At 72.3% G+C, this 21,396-nt stretch carries 16 protein-coding genes; 13 read left to right on the forward strand and 3 right to left on the reverse strand.

The window, feature by feature from the left end; genetic code table 11:
* Positions 1–34: 34 nt before the first annotated feature.
* From TU31_RS05180 to TU31_RS05220, 9 genes are all read left to right on the forward strand, one after another.
* A complete protein-coding gene (locus TU31_RS05180) occupies positions 35–1,681 on the forward strand; it encodes a PucR family transcriptional regulator (RefSeq protein WP_042149478.1) in 1,647 nt (548 codons plus the stop codon).
* 395 nt (positions 1,682–2,076) lie between these two features.
* Positions 2,077–3,537: an aldehyde dehydrogenase family protein gene (locus tag TU31_RS05185; protein WP_042149481.1), complete on the forward strand. Its 1,461-nt coding sequence runs from the start codon at positions 2,077–2,079 to the stop codon at positions 3,535–3,537.
* A 498-nt stretch (positions 3,538–4,035) separates the two neighbouring features.
* The gene (locus TU31_RS05190) at positions 4,036–5,955 is read left to right on the forward strand and encodes an acyl-CoA dehydrogenase family protein (RefSeq protein ID WP_042149484.1); all 1,920 of its coding nucleotides are present in this window, start codon (positions 4,036–4,038) and stop codon (positions 5,953–5,955) included.
* Between the two features lie 149 nt (positions 5,956–6,104).
* Positions 6,105–7,370, forward strand: coding sequence for a 1-deoxy-D-xylulose-5-phosphate reductoisomerase (gene dxr / locus TU31_RS05195; RefSeq protein WP_042149486.1), 1,266 nt, complete (start codon positions 6,105–6,107; stop codon positions 7,368–7,370).
* On the forward strand, positions 7,367–8,668 hold the full coding sequence (locus TU31_RS05200; RefSeq protein ID WP_042149492.1) for a M50 family metallopeptidase: 1,302 nt from the start codon (positions 7,367–7,369) through the stop codon (positions 8,666–8,668). Before dxr ends, TU31_RS05200 begins: the two co-directional genes overlap by 4 nt.
* Before the next feature lie 193 nt (positions 8,669–8,861).
* Positions 8,862–10,019: a flavodoxin-dependent (E)-4-hydroxy-3-methylbut-2-enyl-diphosphate synthase gene (gene ispG / locus TU31_RS05205; RefSeq protein WP_042149495.1), complete on the forward strand. Its 1,158-nt coding sequence runs from the start codon at positions 8,862–8,864 to the stop codon at positions 10,017–10,019.
* A gap of 177 nt (positions 10,020–10,196) precedes the next feature.
* Positions 10,197–11,042 carry a GNAT family N-acetyltransferase gene (locus tag TU31_RS05210; protein WP_042149499.1) on the forward strand — a complete coding sequence of 282 codons (846 nt, stop codon included), beginning with the start codon at positions 10,197–10,199 and terminating at the stop codon, positions 11,040–11,042.
* Positions 11,043–11,066: 24 nt separating this feature from the next.
* Positions 11,067–11,603, forward strand: coding sequence for a GNAT family N-acetyltransferase (locus TU31_RS05215; protein WP_042150028.1), 537 nt, complete (start codon positions 11,067–11,069; stop codon positions 11,601–11,603).
* Positions 11,604–12,146: 543 nt separating this feature from the next.
* Positions 12,147–13,856, forward strand: a complete 1,710-nt coding sequence (locus tag TU31_RS05220; RefSeq protein WP_042149502.1) for a proline--tRNA ligase — start codon at positions 12,147–12,149, stop codon at positions 13,854–13,856.
* A 79-nt stretch (positions 13,857–13,935) separates the two neighbouring features.
* On the opposite strand, the gene TU31_RS05225 is transcribed toward TU31_RS05220, so the two are convergent.
* From TU31_RS05225 to TU31_RS05235, 3 genes are read right to left on the reverse strand one after another with little or no spacing between them, the layout of a single operon-like run.
* Complete coding sequence (locus tag TU31_RS05225; RefSeq protein ID WP_042149504.1) at positions 13,936–14,847, reverse strand: aminoglycoside phosphotransferase family protein; 912 nt, start codon at positions 14,845–14,847, stop codon at positions 13,936–13,938.
* Positions 14,848–14,897: 50 nt separating this feature from the next.
* Entirely contained in the window at positions 14,898–15,413 is a 516-nt protein-coding gene (locus TU31_RS05230) for a ferritin-like domain-containing protein (protein WP_042149507.1), read from the reverse strand.
* Between the two features lie 46 nt (positions 15,414–15,459).
* Positions 15,460–16,005 carry a hypothetical protein gene (locus TU31_RS05235; RefSeq protein WP_042149510.1) on the reverse strand — a complete coding sequence of 182 codons (546 nt, stop codon included), beginning with the start codon at positions 16,003–16,005 and terminating at the stop codon, positions 15,460–15,462.
* A 160-nt stretch (positions 16,006–16,165) separates the two neighbouring features.
* On the opposite strand from TU31_RS05235, the gene rimP reads away from it, so the two are divergent.
* The 4 genes from rimP to infB all read left to right on the forward strand — a co-directional run bounded on the left by rimP (position 16,166) and on the right by infB (position 21,381).
* Positions 16,166–16,708, forward strand: a complete 543-nt coding sequence (rimP, locus tag TU31_RS05240) for a ribosome maturation factor RimP (protein ID WP_042149513.1) — start codon at positions 16,166–16,168, stop codon at positions 16,706–16,708.
* 2 nt (positions 16,709–16,710) lie between these two features.
* Positions 16,711–17,709, forward strand: coding sequence for a transcription termination factor NusA (nusA, locus tag TU31_RS05245; RefSeq protein WP_042149517.1), 999 nt, complete (start codon positions 16,711–16,713; stop codon positions 17,707–17,709).
* Between the two features lie 136 nt (positions 17,710–17,845).
* Positions 17,846–18,133 carry a YlxR family protein gene (locus tag TU31_RS05250; protein WP_042149520.1) on the forward strand — a complete coding sequence of 96 codons (288 nt, stop codon included), beginning with the start codon at positions 17,846–17,848 and terminating at the stop codon, positions 18,131–18,133.
* 161 nt (positions 18,134–18,294) lie between these two features.
* Positions 18,295–21,381 carry a translation initiation factor IF-2 gene (gene infB / locus TU31_RS36490; RefSeq protein ID WP_078885544.1) on the forward strand — a complete coding sequence of 1,029 codons (3,087 nt, stop codon included), beginning with the start codon at positions 18,295–18,297 and terminating at the stop codon, positions 21,379–21,381.
* The last annotated feature ends 15 nt before the right edge of the window (positions 21,382–21,396 follow it).

Genomic DNA, 21,396 nt, shown 5'->3' on the forward strand with positions numbered 1-21,396 from the left:
GGTCCCTCGTAGTCGTCGACGTCGTGAAGGTCCCATGCCGCACACCCTGGCTTCCCTGGTCAACCACACCGCGCTCAAGCTGACCGTGCTCGCGGGCGAGGAGCGGCTGGACGTGCCGGTGCGCTGGGCGCACGCCAGTGAGCTGATCGATCCGGTGCCGTACATGGAGGGCGGTGAGCTGCTGCTGATCACCGCGCTCAAGCTGGACGCGGAGGATGCGGAGGCGACCCGGAGATATGTGCGGCGGGTCGCGGAGGCCGGGGTCGTCGGGCTGGGGTTCGCGGTCGGGGTGAATTACGAGGGGGTGCCGCAGGCGCTGGTCGACGCGGCCAGGGAGCAGGGGCTGCCGCTGCTCGGGGTGCCGCGCAGGACGCCGTTCATCGCGATCAGCAAGGCGGTCTCGGCCGCCGTCGCCGCCGACCAGTACCGCGCGGTGACCGCGGGGTTCGAGGCGCAGCGGGAGCTGACCCGGGCGGCGCTCAGCGCGGAGGGGCCGGCCGAGCTGCTGGCCCGGCTCGCGGCGCATCTGGACGGCTGGGCCGCGCTCTACGACGCGTCGGGCGCGGTGGTGGCCGCCGCCCCCGACTGGGCCGCCCGCCGCGCGGCCCGGCTGACCGACGACGTCGGGCGGCTGCGGGAGCGGCCCGCCCCCGCCAGCTCGGTCGTCAGCGACACCGACGGCGATGACCGGGTCGAGCTCCAGTCGCTGGGCACCGGGCGCCGGGCCCGCGGGGTGCTCGCGGTGGGGACCGCCGCGCCGCTCGGCACCGCCGAGCGCTATGCCGTGCACTCCGCGGTCGCGCTGCTCACCCTGACCACCGAGCGGTCCCGGGCGCTTCAGGACGCCGAGCAGCGGCTGGGTGACGCGGTGCTGAAGATGCTGCTCGCGGGGGAGCCGGACCATGCGCGGGCGGTGGCCGGGCGGCTCTACGGCGGGCTGCTGGACGCGCCGTTCCGGGTGGTGGTCGCCGAACCGGTGGCCGGTGAGGAGCCGTCGCCGGGCGGCGGTGCGGGAGCCGGGGCCGTCGGGGTGCTCGATGCGCTCGCCGACGCGATGGACTCCGCGGCCGCGCGGACCGGTGAGGCGGTGCTCGCCGTCCCGGACGGCGGCCGGCTGATCGTGCTGGTCGCGGACGGCGGGGCGGCCGCGGACGCCTGTGCCGCCTACGCCGCCGAGGCCGAGGCCCGCGCCGGTGCGCAGCCGCGGGCGCGGGGCCGGGTGGCGCGGGCAGAGTCGGGCAACGGCGCGTGGGTGGCCGTCGGGCTGTCGGCGCCGACCGGGCCGATCGCCGCCGCGAACGCCTACCGCCAGGCCGAACAGGCGCTCTCGGTGGCACGGCGGCGCGGCCGTGCGCTGGTCGAGCACGAGGACGTGGCGGCCGGGTCCGTACTGCCGCTGCTCGCCGACGAGGCGGTCCGCGCCTTCGCGGACGGGCTGCTGCGGGCGCTGCGCGAGCACGACGCGACCGGCCGCGGCGATCTGGTGGCCTCGCTGCGCGCCTGGCTCGCCCGGCACGGCCAGTGGGACGCGGCCGCCGCCGACCTGGGGGTGCACCGTCACACGCTGCGCTACCGGATGCGGCGGGTGGAGGAGATCCTGGGGCGCTCGCTGGACGACGCGGATGTGCGGATGGAGCTGTGGCTGGCGCTCAAGGCGACCTCGGCGCCGCAGGGGGAGTGAGGGCTGGGGCGCCCCGAAGCCCCGAAGCCCCGGGGCGGGGCCCCAAGCCGGGGGTCCAGGGTGGCGCCCCGCTGGTTCGTCGCGGTGGCCGCCCGGGTAGGGAGCCGGAGGCTGTCCTCTTGCAGGCCGCGGCGGATCGAAGACGAGCGCGTCGGAAGCGCCGAGCCACCCCCGGAGGGCCGGCTCCGGGAGCGTCCGGGAGCCCGCGCCGCCGCGCGCCCCGGACCGGCCCCGTACGCCCCCTCCACCGCGGAGAGACGGGCGTGGTGATTACGCCGCTTCGGACAAACGCCACGACGGCGCCGCACCCCTACCGTGGGTCCAGAGTCAAAACCGCAGAGACGCTCCCTGAGCCATGCGCACCACCCACCACTTCTGAAGGGCCGGGTTCCACTGTGCCGATCCCCACTGATGCAGCCCCCACCGCCTTTTGGCTCGCCGGCCGCGAGGCCACCGGCGAGGCCACCTTCGATGTCACCTCCCCCTGGGACGGACGTCTCGTCGGCACGGTGAGCGTCCCCACCGAGGCCCAGGTCGAGGAGGCCATCGCGGCCTCCGTCGCCGTCCAGGAGGAGCTCGCCGCGACCCCCGCGCACGTGCGGGCCGCCGCGCTGGACCATGTGCACCGCCGGCTGGTGGAGCGTACGGAGGAGATCGCCCGGCTGATCTCCGCGGAGAACGGCAAGCCCATGAAGTGGGCGCGCGGTGAGGTCGGCCGCGCCGTCTCCGTGTTCCGCTTCGCCGCCGAGGAGGCCCGCCGCTTCAACGGCGGCGAGGCGCAGCGGCTGGACACCGACGCCGGCGGCGCCGGCCGGCTGGCGCTGACCCGCCGCTTCCCGCGCGGCACGGTCCTGGGCATCGCCCCGTTCAACTTCCCGCTGAACCTCTGCGCCCACAAGGTCGCCCCGGCCATCGCGGCCGGCGCGCCGATCATCCTCAAGCCGGCGCCGGCCACCCCGCTCTCCGGCCTGATCCTCGGCGAGCTGCTGGCCGAGACCGACCTGCCGGCCGGTTCCTGGTCGATCCTCCCGGTGCCCAACGACCGGATGCCGGCGCTGGTCCAGGACGAGCGGCTGCCGGTGGTCTCCTTCACCGGTTCCGAGAAGGTCGGCTACGCGATCCTCGACTCGGTGCCGCGCAAGCACTGCACCCTGGAGCTCGGTGGCAACGGCGCGGCCGTCGTCCTGCCGGACTTCTCCTCCGAGGCGGACCTGGACTGGGCGGCGCAGCGCATCGCCACCTTCTCCAACTACCAGGGCGGCCAGTCCTGCATCTCGGTGCAGCGGGTCATCGCGGACGCCTCCGTGTACGACCGGCTGGTGCCGAAGATCGTGGCGGCCGTCGAGGCGCAGGTCACCGGCGACCCGTCGGACGACGCGACCGAGGTCGGCCCGCTGGTCAACGAGGAGGCCGCCCAGCGCGTCGAGTCCTGGGTGGACGAGGCGGTGGAGCGCGGGGCGAAGCTGCTCGCGGGCGGCAAGCGCGACGGTGCCTCCTACGCGCCGACCGTGCTGGAGGACGTGCCCGCCGACGCCACCCTCGCCTGCGAGGAGGTCTTCGGCCCGGTGCTCACGCTCAAGAAGGTCGACGGGGAGGCCGCGGCCTTCGCAGCCGTCAACGACTCCAAGTTCGGCCTTCAGGCGGGCGTGTTCACCCATGACGTGCAGACCGCCTTCCGCGCCCACCGCGCGCTGGAGGTCGGCGGCGTGATCATCGGCGATGTGCCGTCCTACCGCGCCGACCAGATGCCGTACGGCGGCGTCAAGCAGTCCGGTGTGGGCCGCGAGGGCGTGCGCTTCGCGATGGACGACTACACCTACGAGCGGGTGCTGGTCCTGACCGGACTCGCCCTGTAACACCCGGCCCGGCCCGGACCGGTGGACAGCGACGGCCATCCCTCGGGCCGTATCGCCGTCCGGGCCCCGGCCGGCGCGCCCCCCGGCGCCGGCCTCTCCACGCGGCGCGCTCCGGCACCCTGTTTCCGGAGCGCGCCGCGTCCCCCGTTTCCGGCATCGTCTCCCGCCATGCCGGATCTTGACCGTACGGGACGCGCCCCCGCCGCTTCCTCCTGTCTGAGGGGGAGCCGCGGCCGTACCACCAGGGGGGAGACACCGCCGCGTGTACAACTCTCGCGGTATGCCGCACCCCCCGAAGGGCGGAGGGCGGCCGGCCGGCCCGGTCCGGGGCCGGGGCACAGGTCCCCCATGGCGTGCGGTGGCCCGAACACCCACCCGCGCCCGGTAGCTCCAGTGGTGCAACCCGTGCGGATCGGGTAACTCTCACAAGTAGCGCTGTCCAGCGGCCGACCGGCCGCCGGCGCTGAACTCCCGACCCAGCGGCGAGGTGAGCTCCTGATGACCGCTCCATCCATCCGCAACGTTTCCGAGCGCGAAGCACGCCAGGTCGCCGAGGCGGCCCGCGAGCAGGACTGGCGCAAGCCCAGCTTCGCCAAGGAACTGTTTCTGGGGCGCTTCCGGCTCGACCTCATCCATCCGCACCCCACCCCCGCGGTCGACGACGTACGCCGCGGCGAGAAGTTCCTGGCCACGCTGCGCGAATTCTGCGAGACGGAGGTCGACGGGGGGCGGATCGAGCGCGAGGGGCAGATCCCGGACGAGACCGTGGACGGGCTCAAGGCGCTCGGCGCGTTCGGGATGAAGATCGACCCCAAGTACGGCGGCCTCGGCCTCACCCAGGTCTACTACAACCGCGCGCTGTCCCTGGTCGGCACCGCCAGCCCCGCCATCGGCGCGCTGTTGTCGGCACACCAGTCGATCGGCGTCCCCCAGCCGCTGAAGCTGTTCGGCACCAAGGAGCAGAAGGAGACCTTCCTGCCCCGCTGCGCCCGTACGGACATCTCGGCCTTCCTGCTGACCGAGCCCGATGTCGGCTCGGACCCCGCCCGGCTGGCGACCATGGCCGTGCCGGATGGTACGGACTATGTGCTCGACGGCGTGAAGCTGTGGACCACCAATGGCGTGGTCGCCGATCTGCTGGTGGTGATGGCGCGGGTGCCCGCGTCCGAGGGCCACAAGGGCGGCATCACGGCCTTCGTCGTCGAGGCGGACTCGCCCGGCATCACCGTCGAGAACCGCAACGCGTTCATGGGCCTGCGCGGCCTGGAGAACGGCGTCACCCGCTTCCACCAGGTACGGGTCCCCGCCGCGAACCGCATCGGCCCCGAGGGCGCCGGGCTGAAGATCGCCCTGACCACCCTCAACACCGGCAGGCTGTCGCTGCCCGCGATGTGCGTCGGCTCCGGCAAGTGGTGCCTGAAGATCGCCCGCGAGTGGTCCGGGGCCCGCGAGCAGTGGGGGCGGCCGGTCGCCAGGCACGAGGCGGTCGGCGCGAAGATCTCCTTCATCGCGGCCACCACCTTCGCCCTCGAAGCGGTCGTCGACCTGTCCTCCCAGATGGCCGACGAGAACCGCAACGACATCCGCATCGAGGCCGCCCTCGCCAAGCTCTACGGCTCGGAGATGGGCTGGCTGATGGCCGACGAACTGGTCCAGATCCGCGGCGGCCGCGGCTTCGAGACCGCCGACTCGCTCGCCGCCCGCGGCGAACGCGGGGTCCCCGCCGAGCAGATGCTGCGCGATATGCGCATCAACCGGATCTTCGAGGGCTCCACGGAGATCATGCATCTGCTGATCGCCCGCGAGGCGGTCGACGCCCATCTGTCGGTCGCCGGCGACCTCATCGACCCCGACAAGACCCTCGCCGACAAGGGCCGGGCGGCGGCCAGGGCCGGCGGGTTCTACGCCCGCTGGCTGCCCAAGCTCGTCGCCGGACCGGGCCAACTCCCGCGTACCTACCAGGAGTTCGGCATCCTCTCGGGTCATCTGCGGTATGTCGAGCGGACCTCCCGCAAGCTCGCACGCTCCACCTTCTACGCGATGTCCCGCTGGCAGGGCCGGATGGAGACCAAGCAGGGCTTCCTCGGCCGGATCGTCGACATCGGTGCCGAACTCTTCGCGATGAGCGCCGCCTGTGTACGGGCCGAGTATCTGCGGGAGACCGGGGACCACGGCCGTGAGGCGCAGCAGTTGGCCGATGCCTTCTGCCGGCAGGCGCGGATCCGCGTCGAGGAGCTGTTCGGCCGGCTGTGGACCAACACCGACGAACTCGACCGCAAGGTCGTCTCCGGAGTCCTCGACGGCAGCTACGCCTGGCTGGAGGAGGGCATCATCGACCCCAGCAGCGACGGCCCCTGGATCGCCGACGCCACTCCGGGCCCGAGCACGACCGACAACGTCCGGCGGCCCATCCGCTGACGTCCCTCGGCCGCACGCCCGGGGCCGGTCCGGCAGCGATCCACCGGACCGGCCCCGGGGCATGTCCCGCGGCGCGCCGGCGAGCCGCATGATCCATCCGACCGGCCTGGGTGTCCCGGCCCCCTCGGCGACCGGCCACAATGGACCACATGACGGACTCCCTCGCCCACCCGCATCTGCGTTTCGAGCCGGCCGCCCCGCACCCCGGCGGCCCGCGCGACATCGTGATCCTCGGCTCGACCGGATCGATCGGCACCCAGGCGATCGACATCGTGCTGCGCAACCCCGACCGTTTCCGGGTGACCGCGCTCTCCGCGGCCGGCGGCCGGGTGGAGCTGCTCGCCGATCAGGCGCACCAGCTGCGGGTGACCGCCGTCGCCGTGGCGCGCGAGGACGCGGTGCCCGCGCTGCGTGCGGCGCTGGCGGACCGCTACGGCGCGGGTGAGCCGCTGCCCGAGATCCTGGCCGGCCCCGACGCGGCCACCGACCTGGCCGCCTCCCCCTGCCACACCGTCCTCAACGGCATCACCGGCTCCATCGGGCTCGCCCCCACGCTGGCCGCCCTCAAGGCGGGCCGGGTGCTCGCGCTGGCCAACAAGGAGTCGCTGATCGTCGGTGGCCCCCTGGTCAAGGCGCTCGCCGCGCCCGGCCAGATCATCCCCGTCGACTCCGAGCACTCCGCGCTCTTCCAGGCGCTGGCCGGCGGCGACCGCGCCGAGGTCCGCAAGCTCGTCGTCACCGCCTCCGGCGGCCCGTTCCGCGGCCGCTCCAAGAGCGAGCTGGCCGGGGTCACACCCGAGCAGGCGCTGGCCCACCCCACCTGGGCGATGGGCCCGGTCGTCACCATCAACTCCGCGACCCTCGTCAACAAGGGCCTGGAGGTCATCGAGGCGCATCTGCTCTTCGACGTCCCCTTCGACCGCATCGAGGTCGTCGTCCATCCGCAGTCCTACATCCACTCGATGGTGGAGTTCACCGACGGCTCCACGCTCGCCCAGGCCAGCCCGCCCGACATGCGGATGCCGATCGCCCTGGGCATCGGCTGGCCCGAGCGGGTCCCGGACGCGGCCCCGGGCGTGGACTGGACGAAGGCGCAGACCTGGGAGTTCTTCCCGCTGGACGAGGAGGCCTTCCCCGCCGTTTCGCTGGCCTGCCGGGTTGGTGATCTGGGCGGCACCGCCCCCGCCGTCTTCAACGCGGCGAACGAGGAATGTGTGGATGCCTTCCTCCAGGGCGGGCTGCCATTCACAGGGATTGTGGATACGGTCGCCGCAGTGGTCGCCGAGCACGGCACGCCCGCACGGGGAACCTCCCTGACGGTCGCGGACGTCCTGGAGGCGGAAACCTGGGCGCGCGCCCGCGCCCGCGAACTGGCCGCCCGTGCGGCACGGACACCTTCGGAGGCTCGCGCATGACGACCTGGATGACCATCCTCGGCATAGTCGTCTTCGTCGTCGGCCTGCTGTTCTCCATTGCCTGGCACGAGCTCGGCCATCTCTCCACGGCCAAGATGTTCGGTATCCGCGTGCCGCAGTACATGGTGGGCTTCGGGCCGACGCTCTTCTCCCGTAAGAAGGGCGATACCGAGTACGGCATCAAGGCCGTCCCGCTCGGCGGCTACATCCGCATGATCGGCATGTTCCCGCCCGGCGACGACGGAAAGCTCCAGGCCCGCTCCACCTCTCCGTTCCGCGGCATGATCGAGGACGCCCGCTCGGCGGCCTTCGAGGAGCTCCGGCCCGGCGACGAGAAGCGGCTCTTCTACACGCGTAAGCCCTGGAAGCGCGTCATCGTGATGTTCGCCGGGCCGTTCATGAATCTGATCCTGGCGGTCGTGATCTTCATGAGCGTCCTGATGGGCTTCGGCATCAACACCCAGACCACCCAGGTCGGCTCGGTCTCGGAGTGTGTCATCTCGGCGGCGGCCAAGACGGACAAGTGCCCGGCCGGCGCCAAGGACTCCCCGGCCAAGGCCGCGGGCCTGCGGGCCGGCGACAAGATCGTCTCGTTCAACGGCCACGCCGTGCCGGACTGGGGCGCCCTCCAGCAGCAGATCCGCGACACCACCGGGCCCGCGACACTCGTCGTCGAACGGCACGGCGCGCGCAAGACCCTGCATGCCGACCTGATCGAGAACAAGGTCGCCAAGACCGACGGCCGCGGCGGCTATGTCCCCGGCGAATTCGTCACCGCCGGCTTCCTCGGCTTCACCCCGGCCAGCGGCGTCGTCCAGCAGTCCTTCGGCCAGTCCGTCGACCGCATGGGCAACATGGTCGAGCAGGGCGTCTCCTCGCTGATAAACCTGCCCGCCAAGGTGCCGGACCTGTGGGACGCGGCCTTCAACGGCGGCGAGCGCAAGCAGGACTCCCCGATGGGCGTGGTCGGTGCGGCCCGGGTCGGTGGCGAGGTCTTCTCCCTGGACATTCCGCCGGAGCAGCGGGTGGCGACCATGCTCTTCCTGGTCGCCGGCTTCAACCTCTCGCTGTTCCTGTTCAACATGCTGCCGCTGCTGCCCCTGGACGGCGGGCACATCGCCGGTGCCGTGTGGGAGTCGATCCGGCGGGCCTTCGCCAAGATCGTCCGGCGTCCGGACCCCGGCCCCTTCGACGTGGCCAAGCTGATGCCGGTCGCCTACGTCGTCGCCGGGATCTTCATCTGCTTCACGCTGCTGGTTCTGGTCGCGGACGTGGTGAATCCGGTGAAGCTGACCTGAAAACAGGTTTGGCGGCGGCCGGGCACCTCCGTGGCGTTTGCCGGGCACCTCTGTGGCGTTTGGAGGTGCCCGGCCGTCCCATTCGTGGCACCACACGGGCGCGATGTGCTTGCCGCGACTCCTGTGCCGTAATCTCGAAGACCGGAGCCCGCCGCTGCGGGGCCTTGATCCACACCTTGGGGTTGCTCGCCAGATGACTGCCATTTCACTGGGAATGCCGGACGTACCGACCAAACTTGCCGACCGACGGGTCAGCCGCAAGATCCAGGTCGGTCCGGTCGCCGTGGGCGGAGACGCACCGGTCTCGGTGCAGTCGATGACGACCACGCGGACGTCCGACATCGGCGCGACATTGCAGCAGATCGCCGAGCTGACGGCCTCCGGCTGCCAGATCGTCCGGGTCGCCTGCCCGACGCAGGACGACGCCGATGCGCTGCCCGTGATCGCCCGGAAGTCACAGATTCCGGTCATCGCGGACATCCATTTCCAGCCGAAGTATGTTTTCGCCGCCATCGACGCCGGCTGCGCCGCGGTCCGGGTCAACCCCGGCAACATCAAGCAGTTCGACGACAAGGTCAAGGAGATCGCCAAGGCGGCCGGCGACGCCGGCACCCCGATCCGGATCGGCGTCAACGCCGGCTCCCTCGACCGCCGCCTGCTCCAGAAGTACGGCAAGGCCACCCCCGAGGCGCTCGTCGAGTCCGCGCTGTGGGAGGCGTCCCTCTTCGAGGAGCACGGCTTCCGCGACATCAAGATCTCGGTCAAGCACAACGACCCGGTCGTGATGGTCAACGCCTACCGGCAGCTCGCCGCCCAGTGCGACTACCCCCTCCACCTCGGCGTCACGGAGGCCGGCCCGGCCTTCCAGGGCACCATCAAGTCCGCCGTCGCCTTCGGCGCCCTGCTCAGCGAGGGCATCGGCGACACCATCCGCGTCTCGCTGTCCGCACCGCCCGCCGAAGAGGTCAAGGTCGGCATCTCCATCCTGGAGTCGCTCAACCTCCGCCAGCGCCGGCTGGAGATCGTCTCCTGCCCGTCCTGCGGCCGCGCCCAGGTCGATGTCTACAAGCTCGCCGACGAGGTCACCGCGGGCCTGGACGGCATGGAGGTGCCGCTGCGCGTCGCCGTCATGGGCTGCGTCGTCAACGGCCCCGGCGAGGCCCGCGAGGCCGACCTCGGTGTCGCCTCCGGCAACGGCAAGGGCCAGATCTTCGTCAAGGGCGAGGTCATCAAGACCGTCCCCGAGTCGAAGATCGTCGAGACCCTCATCGAAGAGGCCATGAAGATCGCCGAGCAGATGGAGAAGGACGGCATCGCCTCCGGCGAGCCGACCGTGGCCGTCGCCGGCTGACCCACGGCCCTCAGCACCGCCGCCGAGCCCCGCGCCCGCCCCGGGCCGCGGGGCTCCGCGCTGCCCGGCACGATCCGCCCCCGCAGCGGCCGGGTGCTCCCGCGCGGGGGGAGGTAAAGTGCCAAGACCTGCTCCCGCCTGGCCTCCCAGGCCCGTAACGGTGAGGCTTTCCGACACGTGCTGACGACCACCGCCATCAAGGTCCTCGAGCCCGGGGAGCTCGACGACGCCCTCGCGGTCCTCGACCGCGATCCGGTCGCCAATGCCTTCGTCGCCGCCCGCGTTCAGATCGCCGGCCTCGACCCCTGGCGGCTGGGCGGCGAGATGTGGGGCTGGTACGTGGACGGCCGCCTGGAGTCGCTCTGCTACGCCGGCGCCAACCTCGTCCCCGTCTGCGCCACCTCCGAAGCCATCCACGGCTTCGCCGAGCGCGCCCGCCGCCAGGGCCGCCGCTGCTCGTCCATCGTCGGCCCCGCGGAAGCCACCGCCGAACTGTGGTCGCTGCTGGAGCCCTACTGGGGACCGGCCCGCGACATCCGCGCCCACCAGCCCCTGATGGTCACCACCGCACCGTCCGCCGAGATCGCCCCCGACCCGTACGTCCGGCGGATCCGCAAGAACGAGATGGACCTGATCATGCCCGCGTGCGTGGCCATGTTCACCGAAGAGGTCGGCATCTCCCCGATGGCCGGCGACGGCGGACTGCTCTACCAGGCCAGAGTCGCCGAACTCGTCGGCGCCGGCCGCTCCTTCGCCCGGATGGAGAACGGCAAGGTCATCTTCAAGGCCGAGATCGGCGCCGCCACCCCGCGGGCCTGCCAGATCCAGGGCGTCTGGGTCGACCCCGCCTATCGCGGCAAGGGCCTCTCCGAGACCGGGATGGCCGCCGTGCTGCGCTATGCCCTCAGCGACGTCGCCCCCGTCGTCAGCCTCTACGTCAACGACTTCAACACCGCGGCCCGCGCCTCCTATCGCCGGGTGGGCTTCGAGGAAGTCGGAGCGTTCATGAGCGTACTGTTCTGACCCACCGCCTTGTACGCTCCGAGCATGGATGACGTCGCGGTCGGCCCCCTTGATCTCGCTGCCCGCGTGGATGACGCGCTGGCCGTCCAGGCGCTCGCCTTCGGCCTGAGCGACGAGGAGATCGCCGTCCGCCGGCACATCGTGCTGCGCCACCTCGGCTGCCCCGGCGCCCGCGCGCTCGGCGCCACCACCCCCGACGGCCGGCTGGTCGGCTTCGTCTACGGCATGCCCAACGACCGCGCCCACTGGTGGTCCACCGTCGTCGAGCCCTACCTCCGCAACGAGCGCCTCGACCACTGGCTCGACGACTCCTTCACCATCACCGAGCTGCATGTCCACCCCGGCTACCAGCACCGCGGCCTCGGCCGCTCACTGATCACCCGCATCACCGACGAGGCCGCCGAACCGCGCTCCATCCTCTCGGCCATCGACACCGAGAGCCCCGCCCGCCGCCTCTACCGCTCCCTCGGCTACCACGACCTGGCCCGCCGCGTCCTCTTCCCCAGCGCGCCCACGCCGTACGCGGTGATGGGGGCGCCCCTCCCGCTGAAGCGTCCTTGACCTTCCGCCCACGTTTTTGTCTGTCCCGCCGTGGTGGTTTCTCGCCGTGGCGCCTGCGGCGGGCTGGGTGGTTTGTGGGTGCGGTGACGGGCCGGAGGGGCCTGGTGTGTGGACTGCTTCGCTTTACGTCCACACACCAGGCCCCTCCGGCCCGTCCCCTCCCGTTGGGGGAGTAGTAACGGTGGGTGGGGGCTGGCCGCCGTTAGTCGTTTCACTGCGTCCCCGAGGGGGGTAGCGGACCACTCAGAGCAGCCCCCACCAACCGTTTTCCCACCCATCCCACGGGAGGGGACGGGCCGGAGGGGCAGGGGTGTGGGACGTAAAGCGAAGCAGTCCCACACCCCTGCCCCGGAGGTCCGTCACCGCACCCGACAGCCCCGCGCAGCGGCACCGCCCGCCGCAGGCGCAACGGCGAGAAACCACCACGGCGGGAAAGCCGAAAACGCGGGAGACAGGCCAAGCGCAGCGGTATCGCATTTCGTCGTGCCACACCCAGGCGGCTAATCTCCAGGGAGTCACCTTTCTTACGCAGGAGAATCTCCCATGGCCCACGCCGCACAGGTCCAGCGCATGTCCCGCTTGATGATCAAGACACTGCGCGACGACCCGGCCGACGCCGAGACCGCCAGCCACAAGCTGCTCGTCCGCGCCGGTTACGTCCGCCGCTCCTCCGCCGGCATCTGGACGTGGCTGCCGCTGGGCAAGAAGGTCCTGGAGAACGTCTCCCGCGTGGTGCGCGAGGAGATGGACGCCATCGGCGGCCAGGAGGTCCTGCTGCCGGCCCTGCTGCCCAAGGAGCCCTACGAGGCCAGCAACCGCTGGGAGGAGTACGGCGACCTGCTCTTCCGCCTCAAGGACCGCAAGGGCGCCGACTACCTCCTCGGCCCCACCCACGAGGAGATCTTCACCCTCACGGTCAAGGACCAGTGCACGTCCTACAAGGACCTGCCGGTGATCCTGTACCAGATCCAGACCAAGTACCGCGACGAGGCCCGCCCCCGTTCCGGTGTGCTGCGCGGCCGCGAGTTCCAGATGAAGGACTCGTACAGCTTCGACACCACCGACGAGGGCCTGGCGCAGTCCTACGCCCTGCACCGCGAGGCCTACACCAGGATCTTCGAGCGGCTCGGCCTGGACTACCGCATCGTCTCCGCCGTCTCCGGCGCGATGGGCGGCTCCGCCTCCGAGGAGTTCCTGGCCCCCGCCGCGGCCGGTGAGGACACCTTCGTCGACTGCCCGGCCTGCGACTACGCCGCCAACACCGAGGCCGTCACGGTCAAGGTCGAGCCGGCCGACGGCTCCGCGCACGGCCCCGTCGAGGAGCTGGACACCCCCGACACCCCGACCATCGAGTCCCTCGCCGAGTACCTCGGGGTACCGGCCGCCGCGACCCTCAAGAACCTCTTGATCAAGGTCGACGGCGAGATCGTCGCGGTCGGGGTCCCCGGCAACCGCGAGGTCGACCTCGGCAAGCTCGGTGAGCACCTGGCACCGGCCACCGTCGAGCTGGTCACCGCCGAGGACTTCGTCGACCGCCCGGACCTGGTCCGCGGCTACGTCGGTCCGCAGGGCCTGGCCGGCAAGGCGTTCCGCTACCTCGCCGACCCGCGCGTGGCCCCCGGCACCGCCTGGGTCACCGGCGCCAACAAGGAGGGCAAGCACGCCAGGAACGTCGTCGCCGGCCGGGACTTCGAGGTCGACGAGTACCTCGACGTGGTCGTCGTCGAGCCCGGCGACCCCTGCCCCGAGTGCGGCACCGGCCTGAAGATCGACCGCGCCATCGAGATCGGCCACATCTTCCAGCTCGGCCGCAAGTACGCGGACGCCTTCGAGCTCGATGTGCTCGGCCAGAACGGCAAGCCCGCCCGGGTCACCATGGGCTCGTACGGCATCGGCGTCTCCCGTGCGGTGGCCGCCCTCGCCGAGCAGACCCACGACGACAAGGGCCTGTGCTGGCCCCGCGAGATCGCCCCGGCCGATGTGCATGTCGTGGCGGCCGGCAAGGCCAAGCAGACCGAGCTCGCCCTGGAGGTCGGCGAGCAGCTCGGCGCCGCGGGCCTGCGGGTCCTCGTCGACGACCGGGCCGGTGTCTCGCCGGGTGTGAAGTTCACCGACGCCGAGCTGCTGGGCGTCCCGACCATCGTGGTCGCCGGCCGGCGCGCCGCCGAGGGCGTCGTCGAGGTCAAGGACCGCCGTACCGGCGAGCGCGAGGAGCTGACGGTCGAGGAGGCCGTCGCCCGCCTCAGCGCGTAACCGGCGTACGGCGAACGGGCCGGCCGGGGGTGCGCCCCGGCCGGCCCGTTCGCCTGTGCACCGACCCGCCGGGCAGGGCCTACAGCCAGGCCGCGAACTCCAGCAGCGCTTCCCCGCGCTGACGGTCGCCCACGGCCGCCTCCCGTACGCCGGTGTCCACCGCCCGGTACAGCGTCCATTCGCGCAGCCGGTCCCGGTCCACCTCCAGGGAGTCGGCCAGTTTGGCCACCCGGCGGCGGGCCGCGGCGGCCGCGCCGGAACCGGCCAGCAGATCCTCGAACCGGTCCAGCACCAGCGCCGCCAGGTCGTACGCCCGCTCGCCGACCACCGGCGACGGGCCGACCGCCAGCCAGGGCGCCCGCGCACCGGCCAGCACCTTGCCCTGCCGGAACGCGCCGTGCAGCAGGAACTGCTCCCCGGACCCGGCCGGCAGACCACGCCGCAGCTCCAGCGCCTGCTCCACCAGCGGCCCGGCGGCCCGGGTCAGTGCCCCGGCCGTGCGCAGCCCCTCCACGGCCTCCTCCGTACGCCCGGCCAGCGTCTCGAAGGGATGCCCGGCGGCGGGCTCCACCCACAGCCGCCGCACCGTGCCGGCCGCCTCCAGCACCGCCTTGGCCTCCGGCAGCGAACGCAGCGACACCCCGCCCTGAAGCCGCTCCAGCAGCAGCGCGCCGCTCTTCTCGTCGGACCGCAGCAGCCGCACCGCGCCCCAGCCGTCCCACACCTCCAGCGCCGCGCCCTCGTGCGCCGACACCCGCCCCGGCACCGGGAACTTCAGCGCCGCGGGCGTCCCGTCCTGCTGCCGTACGAACGCGAGCAGACTGCTGCGGCCGCCGGGCGCGTGCACCCGTTCCAGCGTCAGCTCCCAGGCCGCCAGCTGCTGCTGAACCAGCGTCGGCAGTGCCGTGAGCCACTGCCGCACCGGACTTTCCGGATCGCCGCTCAGCGAACTCACCAACCGCTGCGGCGGTTCGATGGGTGCGGTTGCCATGCGTGAGCTGTCCCTTTCCCGGTGGCGGAGACCGCGGAGCGGCCGGTCGTTCAGAGCGCGCCCGCGGCGGCGCTCGCGGAGCCGGACGGGGCGGCCTCCGCGGCCCGCTCCACGAGCCCAGGGAAGGCTACGCCGCCGCCGCGCCAGCGCACCGACCGCACCGCCGCCTCCCGCAGCGCGGCCGCCGCCTCCCGCCGCCGGACCGCGCCGCCGGCCCGTACGAGATCCGCGTACACGGCGGCCAGCCGGTCCTCCAGCTCCGCCGCCAGCCGGGCCGCGGCGGCCGCGTCGGGCACCGGGAAGGGCAGCTCGTAGGCGGCGGCCGCGGCCTGCGGGGTGCCGCCCAGATCGCGCACCACGCGGCGCAGCGCGTCCCGGCGGGCGCGGTGTCCGTCGTACGCCGCCTGTGCCTCGGTGCGCCGGTCACCGGCGATCCGCCCGCCGACCACGCCGTAGCCGTACACCGCGGCATGCTCGGCGGCCAGCGCCGCCTGCACCGCCGTCAGCTCGTCGGGTCCGCCGTCGTCGTTGTCGCGCCTGCTGCCGCGAGCCGTTCCGGCCGTCATCCGCACACCCCTTCGCTGGTTTCTGCCCGGTGCCCCGCCGCGCCCGTCATCCGGCCCGCTCCGCCAGCAGATACGCGTGCACCGCACCGGCCGCCGCGACCGAGGCCAGCAGCCGGGCCAGTTCCGGAGGCGCGGCGATCAGCGCCTTGGCGCGGGTGTCGGCGAGCCGGCGTTCCGCGTCGGCGAGCGCCGAGCGGGCGGCCCGCTCGTCCTCGGGGACCGGAGGGCCGGACGGCCGGGCGCCGTGCGGCGACGGACCGGACGCGGGCGCTCCGGCGTCGTGTGCGGGGCCGTCGGAGGCGCCGCCGCCGGGCGAGGCCGCGGCCCGCTCGTCGCCGAACGCCTCGGCGTGCCGGGCGACTTCGGAGCGCAGCGGGCGCAGCCGTGACTCCAGCGCCGGATGCGCGGCCAGCGTCGCGTCATAGCGCGCCAGCAGGGTCGTGCTGTCGCGGGCCGAGCGCTTGCGCAGCCGTTCGGCGGCGGAGGAGTGTTCGGCCCGGTCGGGGCCGGAGTCCTCGGAGCAGCCCGTGAGCAGGGCCGCGCCCCCGAGGGCGGCACCGGCCAGCAGGGTCCTTCTGCGCGCGTACGCCACTTTCGGCACGTTGCACTTCCCGGGGTCTTCCGTAGTGATCACCGCAGGCGAGAGTATCCGTGACCACCCACCGAATCGTCAGTACCCCGCCGGAACCGATAGGCTTTGACCCGACACGCGACCTACCCACAACAGCACACGCGGCCGAGGAGTCACCCGGATGAGCACCACCCAGAGCGAGAGGCTGCGCGGACTGCTTGAACCGCTCATCGCCGCGCGCGACCTGGATCTGGAAGAGATCGAGGTGACACCGGCAGGCAAGCGGCGGGTGCTGAGGATCGTGGTCGATTCCGACGAGGGCGTCCAGCTGGACGAGTGTGCCGCGCTGAGCCGCGAGGCCTCCCAGGTCCTGGACGACACCGATGTGATGGGCGGCGCCCCCTACACCCTTGAGGTGACCTCACCCGGCGCCGACCGCCCGCTGACCGAGCTGCGGCACTACCGCCGCGCCGTCGGCCGCCTCATCAAGGCCCAACTCCACGAGGGCGGCGAGCTGGTGGCGCGGATCACCGCCGTCGACGACTCCGGACTGGACCTCGAGGTACCGGGAGTCAAGGGCCGCAAGCCGACCGCCCGCCGGGTCTCCTTCGACGAGATCGCCAAGGCGCGCGTCGAGCTGGAATTCAGCCGTAAGCCCGACAAGACAGACAAGCGCGACGCGCAGCACGACGAGAAGATCGACGAGAACAAGGAGGAGGCGTAGCCGTGGATATCGACATGAGTGCCCTGCGGGGTCTGGTGCGGGAGAAGGAGATCTCGTTCGACCTGCTGGTCGAGGCGATCGAGTCGGCCCTCCTCATCGCCTACCACCGCACCGAAGGCAGCCGCCGGCGGGCGCGGGTGGAGCTGAACCGCAACACCGGTCATGTGACGGTGTGGGCGAAGGAGAACGCCGAGGACCTCTCGGACCTGCCGGAGGGCGAGGAGCCCCGCGAGTTCGACGACACCCCCTCCGGCTTCGGAAGGATCGCGGCGACCACCGCCAAGCAGGTCATTCTCCAGCGGCTGCGGGACGCCGAGGAGGAGATCACGTTCGGTGAGTACGCCGGACGGGAGGGCGATGTCGTCACCGGCGTCGTCCAGCAGGGCAAGGACCCCAAGAACGTCCTGGTCGACATCGGCCGCCTGGAGGCCATCCTGCCGGTGCAGGAGCAGGTCCCCGGCGAGGACTATGCACACGGCACCCGGCTGCGCTCGTACGTCGTCCGGGTGGTCAAGGGCGTCCGCGGTCCGTCCGTGACGCTCTCGCGCACCCACCCCAATCTGGTGAAGAAGCTCTTCGCCATGGAGGTCCCGGAGATCGCGGACGGCTCGGTGGAGATCTCCGCCATCGCCCGCGAGGCCGGCCACCGCACCAAGATCGCCGTACGGTCCACGCGCTCCGGCCTGAACGCCAAGGGTGCCTGCATCGGCCCGATGGGCGGCCGGGTGCGCGCCGTGATGGCCGAGCTGCACGGCGAGAAGATCGACATCGTGGACTGGTCGGACGACCCGGCCGAGCTGGTGGCGAACGCGCTGTCGCCGGCCCGGGTCAGCAAGGTCGAGGTCGTGGACCTGGCGGCGCGCTCCGCCCGGGTCACCGTGCCCGATTACCAGCTGTCACTGGCCATCGGCAAGGAAGGGCAGAATGCCCGGCTCGCCGCCCGTCTCACGGGCTGGCGGATCGACATCCGCCCGGACACCGAGCACGCGCCGCAGGACTGAGACCGTCCGAGGCGGCCGGTCGCGCCGCGGGCCCCGGAAAATCGGTGGTGCCGCGGCGCCCGGCCGGGAATTCTGAGCAGCCGTCCGGCCTTCACCCCATCGGGGCCGGAGCGGCGCGGGGAGGTAGACTTAAGCAGTGTCTGGCCGGACGCATGCCCGCGCATGCCCTGAGCGCACCTGTCTGGGATGCCGGGAGCGAGCGGCCAAGGGCGATTTGCTGCGCATCGTGGAGATCGAGGGTGAGTGCGTCCCCGATCCTCGCGGTACGCTGCCCGGCCGGGGTGCTTATGTGCACCCGACACTGGTCTGCCTCGACCTGGCGGTTCGCCGCCGGGCGTTCAACCGGGCCTACCGGGCCCGGGGACCGTTCGACACGACGGCCTTGCGCCGGTCCGTCGAGCGTGCCGAGCAGCCCCTGCAATAACGCACAGCACGAAATGCACAGCGCACGGAAAACCGTGCGGTCAGGTACCTCGCGAGTCGGAAGTAGGTCGAGATTGCGATGAGCACTCGATGAGTACGCGATGAGTACGCCCATGAAGTAGCGACGGTCCGGTGGACAAACCCGGACCTAGAAGGAGCGAAGTGGCTAAGGTCCGGGTATACGAACTCGCCAAGGAGTTCGGCGTTGAGAGCAAGGTCGTCATGGCCAAGCTCCAAGAACTTGGTGAATTCGTCCGTTCGGCGTCCTCGACGATCGAGGCGCCGGTTGTTCGCAAGTTGACCGACGCTTTCCAGGCAGGCAGCGGCAATGGCCGCGCCGCCGGTAAGCCCGCGGCGCCGCGGAAGTCGGCCCCCGCGAAGCCGTCCGCGCCGTCCCCGGCGCAGGCGGCGCGTCCTGCTGCCCCGAAGCCGGGCGCCCCCAAGCCGGGCCCCGCGGCTCCGGCAGCCCCCGAGGCACCGAAGGCCCCCGAGGCCCCGGTGGCTCCCAAGAGCACTCCCGCCGCCGGCCCCACCCCGGGCCCGCGCCCCACCCCGGCGCGCCCCGCGGCACCCAAGCCCGCTCCGGCCGCCCCCGCGCAGCCCGAGTTCCAGGCTCCGCCGGCCGCTCCGGCCGCCGGCCAGTCGGCTCCCCGTCCCGGTGCCCCCGCCCCGCGTCCGGCCCGTCCGGCGCCCGGCCAGGGTGGTCAGGGCGGCCAGGGCCGCGGTAACGCCCCGCGTCCCGGTGGCGAGCGTCCGGGCCCGCGTCCCGGCGGTCGTCCGTCCGGTCCCCGTCCGGGCAACAACCCCTTCACCTCCGGTGGCTCCACGGGCATGGCCCGTCCGCAGGCCCCCCGTCCCGGTGGCGCCCCGCGTCCCGGCGGCCAGGGTGGCCCCGGCGGTCCGCGTCCGCAGGGCGGCCAGGGCGGTCCCCGTCCCCAGGGTGGTCAGGGCGGCGCGCGTCCGACCCCGGGCGGTATGCCCCGTCCGCAGGGTGCGGCCCCCGGTGGCGCCCCGCGTCCCGGTGGCGGCGGCGGTAACCGCCCGAACCCGGGCATGATGCCGCAGCGTCCCGCTGCCGGCCCGCGTCCGGGCCCCGGCGGTGGCGGTGGCCGTGGTCCCGGCGGCGCCGGTCGCCCCGGTGGCGGCGGTCGTCCCGGTGGTGGCGGCGGTTTCGCCGGTCGTCCCGGTGGTGGCGGCGGTCGTCCGGGTGGTGGCGGCGGTTTCGCCGGTCGTCCCGGTGGCGGCGGTCCCGGTGGTGGCGGCGGCTTCGGCGGTCGTCCCGGCTTCGGTGGCCGTCCCGGCGGTCCCGGTGGCCGTGGTGGCACGCAGGGTGCGTTCGGCCGTCCCGGCGGTCCGGCGCGTCGTGGCCGCAAGTCGAAGCGGCAGAGGCGTCAGGAGTACGAGGCCATGCAGGCCCCGTCGGTGGGCGGCATCATGCTGCCGCGCGGCAACGGCGCGACGGTTCGCCTGTCGCGTGGTGCCTCGCTGACGGACTTCGCCGAGAAGATCAACGCCAACCCGGCGTCGCTGGTCCAGGTCATGCTGAACCTGGGCGAGATGGTCACCGCGACCCAGTCGGTCTCCGACGAGACGCTCCAGCTGCTCGCCGAAGAGATGAACTACGTCGTCGAGATCGTCAGCCCGGAGGAGGAGGACCGCGAGCTGCTCGAGTCCTTCGACATCGACTTCGGTGAGAACGAGGGCGGCGAGGACATGCTCGTCGCGCGTCCGCCGGTGGTGACCGTCATGGGTCACGTCGACCACGGTAAGACCCGGCTGCTCGACGCGATCCGCAAGACGAACGTCATCGCGGGCGAGGCCGGCGGCATCACCCAGCACATCGGTGCCTACCAGGTCGCGACCGAGGTCAACGACGAAGAGCGGCGCATCACCTTCATCGACACCCCCGGTCACGAGGCGTTCACCGCCATGCGTGCCCGTGGTGCCAAGTCGACCGACATCGCGATCCTCGTGGTGGCGGCCAACGACGGTGTCATGCCGCAGACGATCGAGGCCCTGAACCACGCCAAGGCGGCCGAGGTGCCGATCGTGGTCGCGGTCAACAAGATCGACGTCGAGGGCGCCGACCCGACCAAGGTGCGCGGCCAGCTCACCGAGTTCGGTCTGGTGGCCGAGGAGTACGGCGGCGACACCATGTTCGTCGACATCTCCGCCCGTGAGGGCCTGAACATCGAGCAGCTGCTCGAGGCCGTGGTCCTGACCGCGGACGCCTCGCTCGACCTGCGCGCCAACGCGGAGCAGGACGCACAGGGCATCGCGATCGAGGCCCACCTCGACCGTGGCCGCGGCGCCGTGGCGACCGTCCTGGTCCAGCGCGGCACGCTGCGCGTCGGCGAGACGATGGTCGTCGGCGACGCATACGGCCGGGTCCGTGCGATGTTCGACGACAAGGGCAACAACGTCGAGGAAGCGGGTCCGTCGACCCCCGTCCTGGTCCTGGGTCTGACCAACGTCCCGGGCGCCGGCGACAACTTCCTGGTCGTCGACGAGGACCGTACGGCCCGTCAGATCGCCGAGAAGCGCGCGGCGCGCGAGCGCAACGCCGCCTTCGCCAAGCGCACCCGCCGGGTGTCCCTCGAGGACCTGGACAAGGTGCTCAAGGCCGGCGAGGTCCAGCAGCTCAACCTCATCATCAAGGGTGACGCTTCCGGTTCCGTCGAAGCCCTGGAGTCCTCGCTGCTCCAGCTCGACGTCGGCGAAGAGGTCGACATCCGGGTGCTGCACCGCGGCGTCGGTGCGGTCACGGAGACCGACATCAACCTGGCGTCCGGCTCCGACGCGATCGTCATCGGCTTCAACGTGCGCGCCGAAGGCCGTGCGACGCAGATGGCCGAGCGCGAGGGCGTCGACGTCCGGTACTACTCGGTCATCTACCAGGCGATCGAGGAGATCGAGGCGGCCCTCAAGGGCATGCTCAAGCCGGAGTACGAGGAGGTCGAGCTCGGTACCGCGGAGATCCGCGAGATCTTCCGCTCGTCCAAGCTCGGCAACATCGCGGGTGTGCTCATCCGCTCCGGCGAGGTCAAGCGCAACACCAAGGCGCGCCTCATCCGCGACGGCAAGGTGGTCGCGGAGGACCTCAACATCCAGGGTCTGCGCCGCTTCAAGGACGACGTCACCGAGATCCGCGAAGGCTTCGAGGGCGGTATCAACCTCGGAAACTTCAACGACATCAAGATCGACGACGTCATCGCGACGTACGAGATGCGCGAGAAGCCGCGCGGCTGATCGGGCAGCAGGCCG

The organism is Streptomyces lydicamycinicus (genome assembly GCF_000829715.2).
Classification (GTDB): Bacteria; Actinomycetota; Actinomycetes; order Streptomycetales; family Streptomycetaceae; genus Streptomyces; species Streptomyces lydicamycinicus.